Below are 17,246 nucleotides of genomic sequence, written 5' to 3'. Positions count from 1 at the left end.
CTACGTGATCCGGGGCACCGTGCGGCCGGGCGTATCGCGCCCTGGACACCGCGCCCCCGGACCCGCCGGGGCGGCGGGTCCGGGATGCGGGTCGGGGTGCGGGTTACGCCTGCGGCTCCGGGTGGCGCAGCTGCCAGCCGGCCCAGGCCGAGGTGACCATCTGGCGGACGTCGTACCGGGCGGACCAGCCCAGCTCCTTGCCGATCAGCTCGGCCGAAGCGACGACCCGGGCCGGGTCGCCGGCGCGGCGCGGGACCACCTCGGGCGCCAGGTCGGTGCGGCCGGAGACCTCGCGGATGAGATCGATCATCTCGGCCACCGACACGCCCTCACCGGTGCCGATGTTGAGCTTCAGGGACGCCGAAGGGTCGGTGGTCAGCCGCCGCGCCGCGGCGACATGGGCGGAGGCGACGTCCTCGATGTGGATGTAGTCACGGACGCAGGTGCCGTCCGGCGTCGGGTAGTCGTCACCGAAGATCAGCGGCGGCTTGCCCTGGGCCAGCCGCTCGAACACCATCGGCACCAGGTTGAAGATCCCCGGGTCACCGAGTTCCGCGGAGGCGGCGCCCGCCACGTTGAAGTAGCGCAGCGAGGCGGTGGCCATGCCGTGGGCCCGGCCCACCGCGCCGACCATCCACTCCCCCGTGAGTTTCGTCTCTCCGTACGGGCTCATCGGGTCGCAGGGGGTCTGCTCGGTGACGAGATCCACATCGGGCATGCCGTAGACCGCGGCGGAGGAGGAGAAGAGGAAGCGGCTCACCCCGGCGTCGGCGGCGGCCTCCAGGACCGTCTGCAGGCCGACGACGTTCTCGCGGTAGTAGTGGAGCGGTCGCTCGACCGACTCGCCGACCTGCTTCTTCGCCGCGATGTGCACGATCCCGCGCACCGCGTACTGGGCCAGGACGCGGTCCAGCACCGCCCGGTCCAGCACCGAGCCCTGCTCCAGGGGCACTCCGGCCGGCAGCCGCGCGGCGTCACCCGTACTGAGATCGTCGAGGACGACCACCTGTTCGCCGCTGTCGACGAGAGCCTTGACGACATGCGATCCGATATATCCGGCCCCGCCGGTGATCATCCAGGTCATCCGGTCAGTCTAAGTCGGTGAGTAGCCATGCGATAAACTCGGAGTGAACCCTCAGCAGGCTGCGCTCCTCGGAGCAGGACCTCGGTTCGTCATTCTCCGCCACGGAAAGGTTGTCCTGACCCATGGTCCCTCGGCTCTCGGTGGTAGTGCCGATTTACAACGTCGAGATGTTTCTCGAGGAGTGCCTCGAATCCCTCGCCGGTCAGACGCTCCGTGAGCTCGAAGTCATCATGGTCAACGACGGTTCGACGGACAGCAGTGGTGAGATCGCCACCGCCTTCGCCGCCCGCGACCCCCGCTTCCGCGTCGTCGAGCAGGCGAACGGCGGCCTTGGCCACGCCCGCAACACCGGTGTGCGCAACTGCACTCCGGGGGTGGATTACCTCACATTCGTCGACAGCGACGACATCATCCCGGACTACGCCTACGAGCACTTCCTGTCGACGCTGGACGAGACGGGGTCGGACTTCGCGTCCGGCAACGTGTTCACGCTGGACTCGAAAGGCACCGCCCAGTCGGCCATGCACCGCAAGGCCACGGCGACGACGCGGCTGAAGACGCACATCACCCGGGACCCGGCACTGATCGCCGACCGGCTCGCCCCCAACAAGGTGTTCCGCCGCACCTTCTGGGACAAGTATTCGATGGAATTCCCCGAAGGTGTGCTCTACGAGGACACGCCTTTGACGGTCCCGGCGCACTTCAGGGCCCGTAGCGTCGACATCCTCGGCGAGCCCACGTACTACTGGCGGCAGCGCGAGGGCGGCGCGGCACCGTCCATCACCCAGCGCCGCACCGAGCTGAAGTCGGTCCGCGACCGCGTCGCCGCCGTCGACTCGGTGAGCCGGTTCCTCGCCGCGCAGCCGGGCAAGGAGTACCGCAAGTACAAGCGCTGGTACGACGAGACGGCCCTCGCCAGCGACATCCGGATCTTCATCAATGTGCTGCCCGACGCCGACCAGGAGTTCCGCGAGCTCTTCATGAAGGTCGCCTCGGACTTCCTGAGCCGGGTCGACCCCCGCGCCCTTGACGCGCTGCCGGCCCTCATGCGGCTGAAGTGGCACCTGATCCGGCACGGCAAGCTGGATGAGCTGCTCGAAGTCCTGTCGTACGAGAAGAAGGAGACCGGCGCCTCGCTGCCGGTCGTCCGGCGCTTCCGCCGCTACGGCAAGTTCCCGTTCTTCGGCAACCGCACCGTGGGTGTGCCGAACCACGTGTACCGCCTCAAGCAGGAACTGGCGCTGCGCACCAAGGTGTCCTCGATCACCTGGCACGGCGACGAGCTGAAGATCGAGGGCTTCTCCTACGTCAGCAACCTGAACGTCCACAAGCGGCGCATGTCGCTCAAGGTCATCGCGCTGCGCAACAGCAAGTCCAAGCGCACGCTGGTCATTCCGGCGCGTACGGTCTTCCGTCCCGAGGCCACGTCGACCTCCGGCCAGAACCGCTACTCGTACGACTGGTCCGGCTTCGAGCTGACGGTCAACGCGCAGAAGCTCAAGCAGCGCGGCCACTGGAACGAGTCCACCTGGCGCTTCGCGATCGGCAACCTCAGCCGCGGCCTGCTGCGCAAGGGCGCGCTGAACCCGGGCGCCTTCGGCTCCGGTACGCACCCGCCGGTGCACTACGTCGACGCCGAGACCCGGATCGTCCCGCTGTTCATCGGCGGCCGGCTGCGGCTGCGGGTGGAGAAGGTCCAGGCCCGGGTCACCGGGCACGAGCTGGCCGACGGCATCATCGAGATCCGCGGGGTGGCGACCGGCAAGCTCGCCGGCGGCAGCCTGCTGCGCATGCAGCACCTCAAGACCCCCAGCTCGCACGAGTACCCGCTGGAGATCGCCGACGGCTCCACCAAGGGGCAGACGGCCTTCACCGTTCGCATCCCGCTGGACGACATCGTCGACGGCCGGATGACGGAGATCGCCCCGTCGTCGGTCAAGGCGCCGGACAGCGAGACCTGGCGCACCGAGATCGTCGTGCCCGGCGAGCGCAAGTCGCGCCAGTTGATCGCCGACGACGACCTGGCGCCGGGCCGCTACGCGCTCGCGCCCTCGACCTCCGGTCTCCCCCGCGAGCTGGCCCTGCACCGCAACGCGCCGGGGTACCTGCTGCTGAGCGACCGGATCGTACGGCCCGTCGTGGACCGTCTGACCTGGCAGTCGGACGGCTCGCTGCTCGTCGAGGGCGAGTGCCCGACCAGCGCCACGGACCCGGCCAACCTGGTGCTGATGCACCGGGCGCACCACGAGGAGAAGATCTTCCCCGTGGAGGTGGCCGACGGCCGGTTCTCCTCGACCCTCACCGTGCACGCCGTCCCGGGGATGGCCGGCACCCTGCCGCTGCGCCCCGGCCGCTGGAACCTGATGTTCCAGAACCTGGTGGAGGACAACGAGCGCACCCCCGTCGTCATCAGCCCCGCGCTGATCGACGAGCTGCCCGCCGAGACCATGGTCGCCGGCCGCAAGTACGTCGCGGCCGCGCACTCCTACGACCGGCTGGCGCTCGAAGTCACCGCGTCGCTGCGCACCGACGAGCAGGGCCCGTACCGGCAGCGCCAGCTGCGGACGCAGTTCTACCCCGAGGCGCGCACCCAGCCGCTGCGCGAGTCGGTGCTGTACGACAGCTACACCGGCAAGCAGTTCTCCGACTCACCGCGCGCGGTGTTCGAGGAGCTGATGCGGCGCGGCGACGACCTGGAGCACCTGTGGGTCGTCCGCGACGAGCAGGTGGAACTGCCGCCGGGCGCGAAGGCCGTCCGCATGTGGGGCCGGGAGTGGTTCGAGGCACTGGCCCGCAGCCGGTACATCGTCACCAACGCGCACCTGCCGTACTGGCTGAAGCGGCGTGAGGGCCAGGTCGTCGTCCAGGCGTGGCACGGCACCCCGCTGAAGAAGATCGGCCACGACATCGAGGACGTCCAGTTCACCAACGGGCGGTACCTGGAGAACGTGGCGAAGGAGTCGAAGAGCTGGAGCTTCATCGTCTCCCCCAACCGTTTCAGCACGCCGATCCTGAAGCGCGCGTTCGCGTTCGACGGTGAGCTGCTCGAAGCGGGCTACCCGCGCAACGACATGCTCTACGCACCGGAGCGCGACGAGATCGCCCAGAAGGTGCGCGAGCGCATCGGGCTCCCCGCGGGCAAGAAGGTCGTGCTCTACGCCCCGACCTGGCGCGACGACCAGTACTACGGCCCCGGCCGGTACAAGCTCGACCTGCAGGTCGATCTGGTCAAGGCCAAGCAGGAGCTCGGCGACGACTTCGTGCTCCTGGTCCGGCGCCACCCGAACGTGGTGGACACGGTGCCGGGCGCCGGCGAGGGCTTCGTCTGGGACGTCTCGGAATACCCGGAGATCGGCGAGCTGTTCCTCGCCGCGGACGTGCTGATCACTGACTACTCGTCACTGATGTTCGACTACGCGAACACCGGGCGCCCGATGCTGTTCTTCACCTACGACCTGGCGCATTACCGCGACCAACTGCGCGGCTTCTACTTCGACTTCGAGAAGGAGGCCCCCGGGCCGCTGATCTCCACGTCGGACGAGCTGATCGCGTCGCTCCAGGACCTGGACGCGGTGACGGACCGGTACAAGGACGCGTACAAGAAGTTCCAGGACGTCTTCTGCGACCTGGACGACGGCCAGGCCGCGGGCAGGGTCATCGACCGGATGCAGGAGCTGGCCAAGGAGGCCTGACCGCACCGCTTTTCCACGCGAAAGGGCGGCCACCCCGCAGGGGGTGGCCGCCCTTTCGGGTACCTCCGGCAGCCGCGTCAGCGGCCGAGCAGCCTGCGCATCCGGGCCTCGGCGACCCTGCGGGCGCCCTGCAGCCCGTCGGCGACCCGCAGGACCAGCGCGCGGCCGCCGGTGACATGCGTCTGGACCAGCAGCACCCGGCCGGTGGGACGCACCACGATGCCGCGGCGAGCCGCCTGGGCGCCGGAGGCGCGTACCTCCACCGGGGTGGCGGCGCCGTCGGCGTACCGGATCTCCGCCCGTACGCTCCACACGCCCAACTGCCCGGGGCAGGCCAGCGCCCCGGTCGACAGCCGCACCTCGGCGGTCCAGCCGTCGCCATTAGGGACCAGCGGTGCCTCCACGCCGACCGCGGGCCTGCTTCCGGTGCGCTCCTCCAGCTCGACATGGACGGTGCGCGGGCCGAGCTCGGCGAGCCGCCCGTACAGCTCGTGCACGCGCAGGCTCAGCCGGGTGCTGCCACCGGCCCTGACCCGGCCGTCGACGGCCACCGGCAGCTCTTCGGTGGTCAGCAGGCCGAGGCCCACGGGCGGTGCGGCGAGGTCGTACGGGGGGATCAGCCGGGGCGGGCGCGCGGTCAGCTCCACCAGCCGGCCGATGCCGGCCGGCTCCGGCGCGGCCAGGATCGCGCCGGCGATCCAGCGGGAGACCACGGCCGCGCAGGCGATGCCCTCCGGGTCGAACCCGGCCAGGTAGTCGCGGGTGATCCGCCACCAGTCGGCCACGTACTCCTGGTCGCGCTGCGGGAGTTCCCGCAGATACATCGGCAGGTCGTAGTCGCAGAACTTGGCCTGCGCGTGCAGCGCCAGCTCCTCGCGTCCCGCGGAGCTCAGCACCTCCACGACTCCCCGGTGGGCGGTGATCCGGGACTGCCAGTTCCTGATGGCGCCGCGGCTCAGCGAGATCGACAGCTTCGCCGCCTGGCGGCGCACCTGCCAGCGGTAGACGGGCTCGTCGGTCACCGCCAGCCGCGGGTCGGCGGCGTAGACCCGCGCGGTGAAGACGAAGTCCTCGTAGTGGAAGGCGCCGTCGGGGAAGGTGATGCCGTGCTTCTCCAGGAACGCCCGGCGGTAGAGCTTGTTGACCGACAGGGTGTCCCACAGCATGCGGGGCCGGTCCTCGATCCCCTCGATCACGGTGCCGGGCAGATCGGCGCCCGCCGAGCGGTCGTAGATCGACGGGGCCCAGACGGTGGTCGCGCCCTCCGGAAGCTCGACGCGCAGGCACTGACCGGCGACGACGTCGGTACGCCGCTCCTCGGCGATCGGCAGCAGGGCGCCGATCGCGCCCGGCGGCAGTATGTCGTCGCTGTCCAGGAACATCACGTACGGGAAGGCGGCGGCGGCCATGCCGTCGTTGCGCGGTGTCCCGCAGCCCCCGCTGTTCGTCTCCCTGGCGAGGATCCTGACCCGGGGGTCCGCGGCGAGCGGCGCGAGCGCGTCGAGGGTGCCGTCCGTCGAACAGTCGTCGACGACGATCACCTCGCCCACCTCGGGCCCCTGCGCGAGCGCCGACTCAACGGCGCTCACGATCCGGGAGGCGTCGTTGTAGACGATCACAACGATGCTGACGTGTCCCATACCCGACCCCATGTCCCTGACCATCAGGAGATCATCTCATCCGGCACCGGCCGGCCGAACGGAGACGGCCCCCTCGGAACGCCACTCGCGGCGCTCCTCGGGGGCCGTTCGGACGACTGCTCAGAACGCTTCGAAGTCGTCGAACTCCTGCTGCGCGTCGTCCTTGTCGCTCTTGTCGCGGCGGCGGTTGACGGCCGGGCGCGGCGGGTCGAAGCGGTGGTCCTCGCCACGGCGGCCGAGCATCTCGGCGCCGGCGGCCATCGTCGGCTCCCAGTCGAAGACGACCGCGTTCTCCTCCTCGCCGATGATGATCTCGTCGCCCGCCTGGGCGCCGGCCTTCATCAGCCGCTCCTCGACACCGAGGCGCGAGAGGCGGTCGGCGAGGTAGCCGACGGCCTCGTCGTTGGAGAAGTCGGTCTGCCGCACCCAGCGCTCGGGCTTCTCGCCGCGCACGCGGTAGGAGCCGTCCTCCTCGGTGACGGTGAAGCCGGCGTCGTCCACCGCGACCGGGCGGATGACGACCCGGGTCGACTCCTGCGCGGGCTTGGCGGCGCGGGTCTCGGCGACGATCTTCGCCAGGGCGAAGGAGAGCTCGCGCAGGCCCAGCCGGGAGACGGCCGAGACTTCGAAGACCTGGTAGCCGCGGGCCTCCAGCTCCGGACGGATGATGTCGGCGAGGTCCTTGCCGTCCGGCACGTCGATCTTGTTCAGCACGACGATGCGCGGCCGGTCGCCCAGGCCGCCGTACTCGGCCAGCTCGGCCTCGATGACGTCGAGGTCGGTCACCGGGTCCCGGTCGGACTCCAGCGTCGCGGTGTCCAGGATGTGCACCAGCACCGAGCAGCGCTCGACGTGCCGCAGGAACTCCAGGCCCAGGCCGCGGCCCTGGCTGGCGCCCGGGATCAGGCCGGGGACGTCCGCGATCGTGTAGACGACCTCGCCGGCGGTGACCACGCCCAGGTTCGGGACCAGGGTGGTGAAGGGGTAGTCGGCGATCTTCGGCTTGGCGGCCGAGAGCACCGAGATGAGCGAGGACTTGCCCGCGCTCGGGTAACCGACCAGCGCCACGTCGGCGACGGTCTTGAGCTCCAGGACGATGTCCCGGGCCTTGCCGGGCTCGCCGAGCAGCGCGAAGCCGGGGGCCTTGCGGCGGGCCGAGGCCAGCGCCGCGTTGCCGAGGCCGCCGCGGCCGCCCTGGCCGGCGACGAAGGTGGTGCCCTGGCCGACGAGGTCGGCGAGGAGATTGCCGTCCTTGTCCAGGACGACGGTGCCGTCCGGCACCGGCAGGACCAGGTCCTGGCCCTCGGAGCCGGTGCGGTTGCCGCCGGCTCCGCCCTTGCCGTTGGTGGCCTTGCGGTGCGGGGTGTGGTGGTAGTCGAGGAGCGTCGTGACGTCCTGGTCCACGACCAGGATCACATCGCCGCCACGGCCGCCGTTGCCGCCGTCCGGACCGCCGAGCGGCTTGAACTTCTCCCGGTGAACGGAGGCGCAGCCGTGGCCTCCGTTACCCGCGGCGACATGCAGCTCGACGCGGTCCACGAAGGTGGTCATACGGATTGCCTCCAGATAAATACGGGATTGTCTCAGTACTAACGCACCGAGGGCGGACCCTCTTCCCGCGCGCGGTGCGCGTCGGGGAAGTGGAATCCGCCCTCAGTGGTGTGCTGTGTTCGTTGCGGAGCCGTATTAGACGGCGGCCGGAACGATGTTCACTACCCTGCGGCCACGCGCGGTGCCGAACTCGACCACACCGGCGGCGAGAGCGAACAGCGTGTCGTCCTTGCCGCGGCCCATGTTCGAACCGGGGTGGAAGTGCGTGCCACGCTGGCGGACGATGATCTCGCCGGCGTTGACGACCTGGCCGCCGAAACGCTTCACGCCGAGAAACTGAGCGTTGGAGTCACGTCCGTTACGGGTGGACGATGCACCCTTCTTGTGTGCCATGTTTTCTCAGTCCCTTACTTCGCAGCCGCGGGGATACCGGTGATCTTGATCGCCGTGTACTGCTGACGGTGACCCTGACGACGGCGGTAGCCGGTCTTGTTCTTGTACCGCAGGATGTCGATCTTGACACCCTTGTGGTGGTCCACGATCTCGGCCGCGACCTTGATACCGGCCAGGACCCACGGGTCGCTGGTGACGGAGTCGCCATCGACGACGAGCAGCGTCGAGAGCTCGACCGCGTCGCCCACCTTGCCGGTGGAAATCTTGTCAACCTCGACGACATCGCCAACGGCCACCTTGTGCTGGCGGCCGCCGCTGCGCACGATTGCGTACACGCGGAACTCACTCTCAAGCTCGAATCGGGTACTCCTGAAGCCAGCCATCCCTGTCCAACATTGGGGGGCCTCTCCCGGCGGACCGGGAGGGATTTGCTCAGGAGCGGGCGCAAAAACGCCGAAGGCCAAGGCTACGGGGCCGGTGGCGCAGGGTCAAACCGGGTGGCCCGGCGGCCGGCGGCGGCAGTGCGGAGGGGCGGGCCCGAGGTCTCCGGGCCCGCCCCTCACCGTCCTGGAACGGCTGCTGTCACCAGCAGTTGGGCTACTCGCTGTCGGCCGCGTCGGCGGTCTTCTTGGCGGCCGCCTTCTTGGCCGGCGCCTTCTTGGCGACGGTCTTCTTGGCCGCCGTCTTCTTCGCGACGGCCTTCTTCGCCGCCGGCGCCTTCTTCGCGGCCGCCTTGCGCGGCGCCCGCTTCTTGGGCTCCGCGACCGTCCCGTCGGCCTCAGCGGCCTCCAGGACCGGCTCTGCGGCCTCCGTGGCGGGCTCGGTGTGCTCGGCGCTGACGACGACCACCGCGGCGCCCTCGGCCGCCGGAGCGGTCACCTCGCGGGTCGCACGGCGGCGGGCCCGCGGCGGCGCGGCTGAGGTGGCGGGCTTCGCCGCTTCCGCGACCGGCTCCGGCGTCTGCTCGACGACGGGGGCGGCCTCGACCACAGTGATGGGCTCGGCCTCGGAGGAGGCCGGGGAACCCGCCGGAGCGCTCACCTTGCGGGTGGCACGGCGGCGCGTACGGCCGGGGGCCTGCGCCTCCACGACCGGTTCCGCGACGGGTGCCGGTTCTGCGACCGCCACCGGCTCCGGCTCGACGACCGGCTCCGGGGTCCCGTCCGCGGCGGGCTCGATCACGAACTCGAGCACCTCTGCGGCCGGCGGCTGCCGGTCCGCGAAGGGTGCGCCGGCGGGGGCGGTGGCCTTGCGGCTCGCCCGACGTCGGCCACGGCCGCGCGACGTCGCCGCGGCCTCCGCCTCGGCGGCGCTGCTGAACCACTCGTCGTCGGTCGCGACCGTCGGCACCAGTTCGGCCTCGGTCACGGCGACGGGCTCGAGGTACTCGTCCGCGTCCTCGTGCGCCTCGTACTCGTCGTTCTCGCTGTCGTTCTCCGTGTCGCTCTCGGTGTCGTGCTCGTGCGTGTGCTCGTCGCCCGCACCGATACCGGCCTTGCCGCGGCGCTTGCGCTTGCCGCCGCCACCGGTGGTCGTCGCCTGGTCCATGTGGACGATGACGCCGCGCCCGTTGCAGTGCACGCAGACCTCGGAGAAGGACTCCAGCAGACCCTGGCCGACCCGCTTGCGGGTCATCTGCACCAGGCCCAGCGAGGTGACCTCGGCGACCTGGTGCTTGGTCCGGTCCCGGCCCAGGCACTCCAGCAGACGCCGCATGACGAGGTCGCGGTTGGACTCCAGGACCATGTCGATGAAGTCGATGACGACGATGCCGCCCAGGTCGCGCAGCCGCAGCTGGCGCACGATCTCCTCGGCCGCCTCCAGGTTGTTCCTGGTGACGGTCTCCTCGAGGTTTCCGCCCTGACCGGTGAACTTGCCGGTGTTGACGTCGACGACGATCATCGCCTCGGTCTTGTCGATCACCAGCGAACCGCCGGACGGCAACCAGACCTTGCGGTCCAGCGCCTTCAGCAGCTGCTCGTCGATCCGGTACGTCGCGAAGACGTCGACCTCGGAGGTCCACCGGTTGAGCCGGTCGGTCAGGTCGGGGGCGACCTGGCTGACGTACTCGTGGATGGTGCCCCACGCCTCGTCACCGCTGACGATGACCTTGGTGAAGTCCTCGTTGAAGATGTCGCGGACGACGCGGACGGTCATGTCCGGCTCGCCGTACAGCAGCGTCGGGGCGTTGCCGCCCTTCGCCCGCTTCTGGATGTCGTCCCACTGGCCCTGCAGCCGCTCGACGTCGCGGCGCAGCTCCTCCTCGCTCGCACCCTCGGCGGCGGTGCGCACGATGACGCCCGCGTCCTCGGGGACGATCTTCTTGAGGATGGTCTTGAGCCGGGCGCGCTCGGTGTCGGGCAGCTTGCGGCTGATACCGGTCATCGAGCCCTCGGGCACGTAGACCAGGTAGCGGCCGGGCAGCGAGACCTGGCTGGTGAGGCGGGCGCCCTTGTGTCCGATCGGGTCCTTGGTGACCTGCACCAGGACCGACTGGCCGGACTTCAGCGCGCTCTCGATCCGGCGCGGGCCGTTGGCCATGCCCAGCGCCTCGAAGTTGACCTCGCCGGCGTACAGCACCGCGTTGCGGCCCTTGCCGATGTCGACGAAGGCGGCCTCCATGGACGGCAGCACGTTCTGGACCTTGCCCAGGTAGACGTTGCCGACGTACGAGGTGGCCTGCTCCTTGTTGACGTAGTGCTCGACGAGGACGTTGTCCTCCAGCACGCCGATCTGGGTGCGCTCACCGCTCTGCCGGACGACCATGACGCGCTCGACGGCCTCGCGGCGGGCGAGGAACTCGGCCTCGGTGATGATCGGGACGCGGCGGCGGCCCTGCTCGCGGCCCTCACGGCGGCGCTGCTTCTTCGCCTCCATGCGGGTGGAGCCCTTGATGGACGTCACCTCGTCGAAGCCGGTGCCCAGGCTCGGCTCGGCCTTGGCGCGCGGCTCGCGGACCTTGACGACCGTGCGCTCCGGGTCGTCCGCGACCGTGCCGTCGTCCCCGCCCGAGTCGCCACTGCGGCGACGGCGGCGGCGACGCCGGCGGCTGCTGGTGGAGCCGTGGTCGTCGTCGTCCGGTCCACCGTCCGACGCCTCGGCGTCGTCCTCGGTGTCGTCCTCGTGCTCCTCGTCCTCGGCGGACTGCTCGTCGCCCTCCGCGGACTCGCCACGACGGCGGCGGCGGCCACCCCGGCGGCGGCGGCGCGAAGGACGGTCGTCCGACTCGTCGTCGTCCTCGTCGGAGACGGTCTCCTCGGACACCGCGTCGGCGGTCTCGTCCTCGGCCTCGACGGGCGCGGCTTCGGTCACCACGTCCTCGGCCGGGGCGCCGCGGCGACGGCGGCGGCGGCGCGAACCGCCCTCCTGCTCGTCGTCCTCGTCACGGACCCGGGCGGCCGGAGCCTGCGGCTCCTCCTGGACCGGTTCGGCGGCGACGGGGGCGGTGACGTGCTCGGCGGCCTGGAAGACCGGCGGCTGGAAGACCATCGTCGGCGGGCGCACCACGCGGCGGCGGCCACGGGCCGGCGCCGGCTCGGCCGGAGCCTCCTCGGCCTCGACCTCCACCGGTGCGGCGGCCTCGACGGGCTCGGCGGGCTCGACGGGACGGGCGGCCTCGACGGCCTGCTCGGCGGCGACGGCGCGCTTGCGGGTGCGACGGTTGCGGGCCGGGGCCTCCGCCTCGGGCGCCTCGGTGACGGTCTCCTCGACCGGGGTGAACTGGGGAGCGGCCTCGGCGGTGCCCTTGCGGGTGGCGCGGCGGGCGGCACGCGGGGCGGCGGGCACCTCGGTCTCCTCCTCGTCCGGCACGGCGGGCTGCGCGGCCGGTGCGGCCGCTGCGAAACCGTCGTCCTTCGGTGCCAGCGCGCCCGGCTTCAGCCGGCGGGCGCCGTCGCCGGCGGACGGGGCCGACGGGGCGGAGGGGGTGGCGCGCTTGCGGGAGGAGCGGCGGCCGCGGGCCGGGGCCTCGGCCTCGGCGGGCGCGGCGGCAGCGGGAGCCGCGGCGACGGGCGCCGGAGCGGCGGGCGCTTCCTCGACGAACTGCGGAGCGGCGGCAGGCGCGGCGACCTTACGGGTCGCGCGGCGGCGGGCCCGGGTCGGGGCTGCGGGGTCCACGGCCGGCTCGGCGGCCGGCGCCTCGACAGCGGCCGGCTGCTCGGCGGCGGGTGCTTCCTGCGCTGCCTGCGGGGCCTCGGACGGCGCGGTGACCTTGCGGGTCGCACGACGACGGGCGCGCGGCGGCGCGGCGGAGGTGTCCGGGGCGTCAGCGGCCTCGGCGGGGGCTTCGGAGGCGGCGGCCGGTGCGGCCGCCGGGGTCTCCACAGCTTCGGGCGCCGCGGGGGCGCCGGCCGGGGCCGTCACTTTGCGGGTCGCACGGCGACGGGCGCGCGGCGGCGCGGCGGAGGTCTCGGTGTCCTCGGTGGACGCCGGGCTCGCGGCCGGGGCGGCCTCGTCGGCGGAAGTGGCCGGTATGGCCGGCGCGGCGGGCGGGCCCGCCGGGCGGGACACGGCGCGGCGGCGACGGCGGGGGGCCGTGGCTTCTTCGCTGGATGCGGCGCCGTTGTCCGGCGCCTCGTTGGGCTCGTTGTGATCGAGCATTCGGGCAGTGCTCCCGTCATGCTCCCGGGCGCCGCGCTCTGTTCCGGTGGCGGCGGGCCGCGACGTCGGTCGTGGTGCCGCTGTCCGGGGGCGCGGGCGCCGCACGGGAGCTGTTGTCTCGCTCGTCGGCACGCCTGTGACGGGCCGACGAAAGTCTTATTAGGTCAGCGTCGCCGGGCCCGGGTGGCTCCCTGGCGCGTCGGCAACACGTCGACGGCGTTCCTACGCGGAAGCTTCCCCAGCCTTCGGCGGGGACTCCCCACTCGGCACCGTCGCGGCGTCGCGATCTGGCGCGAGCGGGTCGGTGACCGTCCCGGACTCTTCGTGGAGCGGCCCCTGCGCCAGCCTGGTCACCGCTGCGGGGACCGGCGGCGCGAGGTCGGCCGTCACACGGAGGCCGGACAGGACGTCGTCGGGTCGCACGGCGGGTGTCAAGTGCCGAACGACTAGCCGCAGTATCGCACAGGCGGCAGGCCCGGGCCTATCGGCACCCTGTTCGAGCGCGTCAACCGGTACGACCTCGAGCCGGGTGACGGCGTCGCGCGCGTCGAAAGCACGTATGCCGTTCTTGGTCTTCCGCTCGACCTGGACGGTCTCGGCGGCGAGGAACAGCGCGACCGCGCGCTCCGCCTCGGCCTGCTCGACACCGTCGAGCCGCAGCTGCCAGACGGAGGCCTGCAGCCGCTCGGCGAGGCCGGAGGTACGGGCCTCCACCGCATCGGTGATGTCGAGCCCGGCGGGCAGCGACTCGTCGAGCAGCAGTCGCAGCTTCTCGGGATCGCGGGCCTCGGTGAGGCCGATCTCCAGGTACTCGGCCTCGCTGCCGACGCCGGTGGGAGCGGCGTTGGCGTACGAGACCTTGGGGTGCGGGGTGAAGCCCGCCGAGTACGCCATGGGCACCTCGGCGCGGCGCAGGGCCCGCTCGAAGGCGCGCTGGAAATCGCGGTGACTGGTGAACCGGAGGCGGCCGCGCTTGGTGTAGCGCAGGCGGATGCGCTGCACCGTCGGTGCGGGCGGTGGGCCTTCGGGCTGTCGCTTGCCCAGTGTCGTTCAGTCCCTCATAGGTCTGCGGGGGCCTTGTCGGGGCCCGTTTGTCGTACCCAAGGTTACGCCGCGTCGCGCACAGGTGATGACGGGCCGGGTGGCGCGGCCGGGCCCGCGGGATTTCGGCCAAAGTTCATCCGCGCCGCCGATCACCCGCTGACGGCCGCGTCCCGCCGGGGTCCCGCTCAGCGGTGGCGCGGCGGGACGCGCTTGACGAGGTCCGGGGCGGGCGCGGCGGGCGCCGCGCTCTGCTCCGGAATCCGCGCGGCGCGTTTCGGCGCGCCGAACAGCATCCGGCGGGCGTCCGCACGGGCCTCGCGGACGGTCTCGCGCACGGTGCTCAGCGCGTCCTGGACCGTCCGGCGGGCCTCGCCGACCACCCGTCCGACCGGTGCCAGCACTTCGCGCCGCGTCCAGCGGCCCACGGCGCGCGCGGCATCGGCGGCCGGCACGACGACCGTCCGCCACACCCAGCGCGCCGGATCGGCGATCAGCGTCCGCCCCAGCCACTTCAGCCCGCGCCCCACCGCCCGCGAGATGTACCCGGCGACCCGCCAGGCGTGGCCGAGCGCGGCGGCGATCTCCCGTCCCACCGGGGCGAGTACGTAGCGGTAGAGGGCCACGACCGGGACCACGAGCAGATACCGCAGCAGCCAGCCGGCGGCCGTTCCCAGCGCCCGCACCGACCACGCGACGGCCGTTCCGAGCGCCCGCACCGACCAGGCGGCGGCCCGGCCCAGCGGCGCCAGTACGTACCGGTAGAGCGCCACCACCGGCACCACGAACAGCACGCGGAGGAGCCACACCGCGGCGGTGCCGGACGCCCGTGCCGTCCAGGCCGCGGCGTGGCCCAGCGGGGTGAGCACGTAGCGGTAGAGGGCCACGACCGGGAGCACGAGCAGATACCGCAGCAGCCAGCCGGCGGCCGTTCCCAGCGCCCGCGCCGACCACGTGGCGGCCCGGCCGACCGGCGTCAGCACGTACCGGTACAGAAGCACCAGCGGAGCGACGAGCAGCACGCGCAGCAGCCACCGCGCGGCGGCGCCGGTGCCGCGGCCGGTGGCCGCGAGGGCGGCGACCATCGCGCGGGCGGCCGGGGCCAGGACGGCGGTGTGCAGCAGCCGCAGCGGCCGGACGAGAAGGTGGGTCACGAGCAGGACGAGACCGGTTCCGAGCAGCCGGACCGCCGCGGCGAGACCGGATCCGGCGGTGCGCAGCGACCACGTCACGCCGTGGCCGATCGGCGTCAGGACGTACCGGTACAGGGCACTGAGCGGCACCACGATCAGCGTGCGCACCAGCCACCGGGCCGCGGTGGCGGTGGCCCGGCCGGCCGGGGCGAGTACCGACGTCCAGAGCCAGACCAGTGGGGCGGCGATGAGTACGCGGCCCAGCCGGGCGAGGGCGCCGCCCAGCCACCGGAGGGCGCGGCCGGCGCCGCGGGCCACGGCGCTGAGCGGTTCGACGACGATGCGGCGCCAGAGCCAGCCGAGGCCGGCGCCCAGGCCGCGGCCCAGCGCGGCGAGCGCGTCCCACGCCATGCGCACGGGAAGGATCACGACGAGCGCGAAGATCCGCACCGGCATGCGTATCGCGACCGTCAAGCAGCCCTGGTTAGTGTCCCGTTCCCCCGTCACGCTCATGCGCGCACGGTACGTGACGCCGGCCGGAACCCGGAAAGCGGCGGGGCCCCGGGCAGTGCGCCCGGGGCCCCGCCGTGCCTCCCCGCGTCCGTCAGACGGCCGCCGGTGCAGTGTCCTGCTCGGTGTCGGGGTCGATCCCCTGGAGGTACTCCTCGGTGATCTCCTTCGGCCCGAAGGGCCACACCTTCTCGAAGCGGGCCCACAGGACGAACGCGACGCAGCCGAGGGCGACCCACGCCAGGGACCACTCGATGGGGTGACGGCCGGGCGAGTTCTTGTCCGCGTAGCCGTAGATCACCAGCCAGCCGACGAGGGCGATGATGCTCGGCAGCGGGTAGAGCCACATCTTGTACGGCCGGTGCAGGCCGGGTTGGCGGCGGCGCAGCACCGAGACGGCGAGGATCTGCGCGAGCGCCTGGACGATCACCATGACGGTGGTGAGCAGTTGGATGAGGGTGGCCAGGTCGGTGTGGCGGCCGATCAGGAACCCGATCGCGGTGATGACACCCATGGTGGCCAGGCCCAGCATCGGGAAGCGGTGCCTGGCGTGCAGCTTCCCGTACTGGCGGAAGAAGACGCGGTCACGGGCCGCGTCGTAGGGCACCCGGGAGCCGCCGAGCAGCCCGGTGAAGACCGAGGCGAAGGCGGTGATGAGGATCAGGACGGTGACGGTGTCGGCGGCGCCCTTGCCCCAGGTCTTCTCCATGACGGCGGAGGCGACGGACGAGGAGGCGATGTCGTCGGCGTTGAGCATCCGATGCCAGTCGATGACACCGAGGGTGCCGATCTGGAGCAGCAGGTAGATCCCCATGATGCCGAGGATCGAGAAGATGATGGAGCGCGGCAGGATGCGCCCCGGGTCCTTGATCTCGGCGCCCATGTACGCGGTGGTGTTGTAGCCGAGGTAGTCGTAGATGCCGATGGTGAGGCCCGCGGCGAAGCCGATCCAGAAGGTGTGGCTGGTCACTTCGAAGGCGTGCGCGGGGTAGGTGAACGCCAGGTCCGCGTCGAAGTGCGTGAACGCGGCGAGGATGACGAGCGCGACGGACAGGATCATCACGCACCACATGACGGCGGTGATCCGGGCGATGTGCTCGATACCGCGCCACAGCAGCAGGATGACGAGCGCGATCATGCCGAGACCGACGGCGTCCCCCGCGTTCTGGCCCATGTCAGGGGCCAGATAGCCGAGGTACTGGACGAAGCCGACGACTCCGGTGGACATGATCAGCGGGATGAAGAGCATGGCCGTCCAGACGAACAGGAACGGCATGAGCTTGCCCGAGCGGTACTGGAACGCCTGCCGGAGGTAGACGTAGGAGCCGCCGGAACCGGGCATCGCCGCGCCCATCTCGGCCCAGATGAGCCCGTCGGCCAGGGCCAGCAGGGCGCCGGCCAGGAAGCCGATCACGGCCTGCGGTCCGCCGAACGCGGCGACCATCAGGGGGATGGTGACGAACGGTCCGATACCGCACATCTGGCTCATGTTGATGGCGGTGGCCTGGAACAGGCCGATACGGCGGACAAAGCCGCCGGCGGGTGGCGGGGAGCCGGACACGGTGCCTCCCTGGGCAGGTGACGGGGACGGGGAACGGGCTGC

At 71.8% G+C, this 17,246-nt stretch carries 10 protein-coding genes; 1 reads left to right on the top strand and 9 read right to left on the bottom strand.

Annotated elements, in window-relative coordinates:
* Positions 1–103: 103 nt before the first annotated feature.
* Positions 104–1,084 (bottom strand): UDP-glucose 4-epimerase GalE, encoded by a 981-nt coding sequence (gene galE / locus AC07DC_RS13135; RefSeq protein WP_478914447.1) that lies wholly within the window; start codon positions 1,082–1,084, stop codon positions 104–106.
* Positions 1,085–1,206: 122 nt separating this feature from the next.
* Between galE and AC07DC_RS13130 the strand changes: the two genes are divergently transcribed.
* Positions 1,207–4,776: a bifunctional glycosyltransferase/CDP-glycerol:glycerophosphate glycerophosphotransferase gene (locus AC07DC_RS13130; protein ID WP_478914446.1), complete on the top strand. Its 3,570-nt coding sequence runs from the start codon at positions 1,207–1,209 to the stop codon at positions 4,774–4,776.
* Between the two features lie 77 nt (positions 4,777–4,853).
* Here the strand turns inward: AC07DC_RS13130 and AC07DC_RS13125 are convergent, their stop codons facing one another.
* The 8 genes from AC07DC_RS13125 to AC07DC_RS13090 all read right to left on the bottom strand — a co-directional run bounded on the left by AC07DC_RS13125 (position 4,854) and on the right by AC07DC_RS13090 (position 17,204).
* A complete protein-coding gene (locus AC07DC_RS13125) occupies positions 4,854–6,416 on the bottom strand; it encodes a glycosyltransferase family 2 protein (protein WP_478914445.1) in 1,563 nt (520 codons plus the stop codon).
* A gap of 120 nt (positions 6,417–6,536) precedes the next feature.
* A complete protein-coding gene (gene obgE, locus AC07DC_RS13120; protein WP_478914444.1) occupies positions 6,537–7,967 on the bottom strand; it encodes a GTPase ObgE in 1,431 nt (476 codons plus the stop codon).
* A gap of 135 nt (positions 7,968–8,102) precedes the next feature.
* A complete protein-coding gene (gene rpmA / locus AC07DC_RS13115; protein ID WP_138359421.1) occupies positions 8,103–8,360 on the bottom strand; it encodes a 50S ribosomal protein L27 in 258 nt (85 codons plus the stop codon).
* A 14-nt stretch (positions 8,361–8,374) separates the two neighbouring features.
* Positions 8,375–8,695: a 50S ribosomal protein L21 gene (rplU, locus tag AC07DC_RS13110; RefSeq protein WP_138359423.1), complete on the bottom strand. Its 321-nt coding sequence runs from the start codon at positions 8,693–8,695 to the stop codon at positions 8,375–8,377.
* A 262-nt stretch (positions 8,696–8,957) separates the two neighbouring features.
* Positions 8,958–12,959 (bottom strand): Rne/Rng family ribonuclease, encoded by a 4,002-nt coding sequence (locus AC07DC_RS13105; protein WP_478914443.1) that lies wholly within the window; start codon positions 12,957–12,959, stop codon positions 8,958–8,960.
* 222 nt (positions 12,960–13,181) lie between these two features.
* The gene (locus tag AC07DC_RS13100) at positions 13,182–13,961 is read right to left on the bottom strand and encodes a TIGR03936 family radical SAM-associated protein (protein ID WP_478914442.1); all 780 of its coding nucleotides are present in this window, start codon (positions 13,959–13,961) and stop codon (positions 13,182–13,184) included.
* 227 nt (positions 13,962–14,188) lie between these two features.
* Positions 14,189–15,646, bottom strand: a complete 1,458-nt coding sequence (locus AC07DC_RS13095; RefSeq protein WP_478914441.1) for a hypothetical protein — start codon at positions 15,644–15,646, stop codon at positions 14,189–14,191.
* Between the two features lie 91 nt (positions 15,647–15,737).
* Positions 15,738–17,204 (bottom strand): APC family permease, encoded by a 1,467-nt coding sequence (locus AC07DC_RS13090; RefSeq protein WP_478914440.1) that lies wholly within the window; start codon positions 17,202–17,204, stop codon positions 15,738–15,740.
* Between the last annotated feature and the right edge of the window lie 42 nt (positions 17,205–17,246).

The sequence above is a fragment of the Streptomyces sp. NPDC045021 genome (assembly GCF_056432645.1).
Note: the sequence above shows the minus strand (reverse complement) of the source record. Positions and strands in the feature narration are given on the sequence as shown.

What these genes read in the sequence shown, in the direction of transcription:
- AC07DC_RS13125 (WP_478914445.1), bottom strand. Translation starts at nt 6,416, where the DNA reads ATGGGACACGTCAGCATCGTTGTGATCGTCTACAACGACGCCTCCCGG.
- rpmA (WP_138359421.1), bottom strand. Translation starts at nt 8,360, where the DNA reads ATGGCACACAAGAAGGGTGCATCGTCCACCCGTAACGGACGTGACTCC.
- AC07DC_RS13130 (WP_478914446.1), top strand. Translation starts at nt 1,207, where the DNA reads ATGGTCCCTCGGCTCTCGGTGGTAGTGCCGATTTACAACGTCGAGATG.
- AC07DC_RS13095 (WP_478914441.1), bottom strand. Translation starts at nt 15,646, where the DNA reads ATGAGCGTGACGGGGGAACGGGACACTAACCAGGGCTGCTTGACGGTC.
- galE (WP_478914447.1), bottom strand. Translation starts at nt 1,084, where the DNA reads ATGACCTGGATGATCACCGGCGGGGCCGGATATATCGGATCGCATGTC.
- AC07DC_RS13105 (WP_478914443.1), bottom strand. Translation starts at nt 12,959, where the DNA reads ATGCTCGATCACAACGAGCCCAACGAGGCGCCGGACAACGGCGCCGCA.
- obgE (WP_478914444.1), bottom strand. Translation starts at nt 7,967, where the DNA reads ATGACCACCTTCGTGGACCGCGTCGAGCTGCATGTCGCCGCGGGTAAC.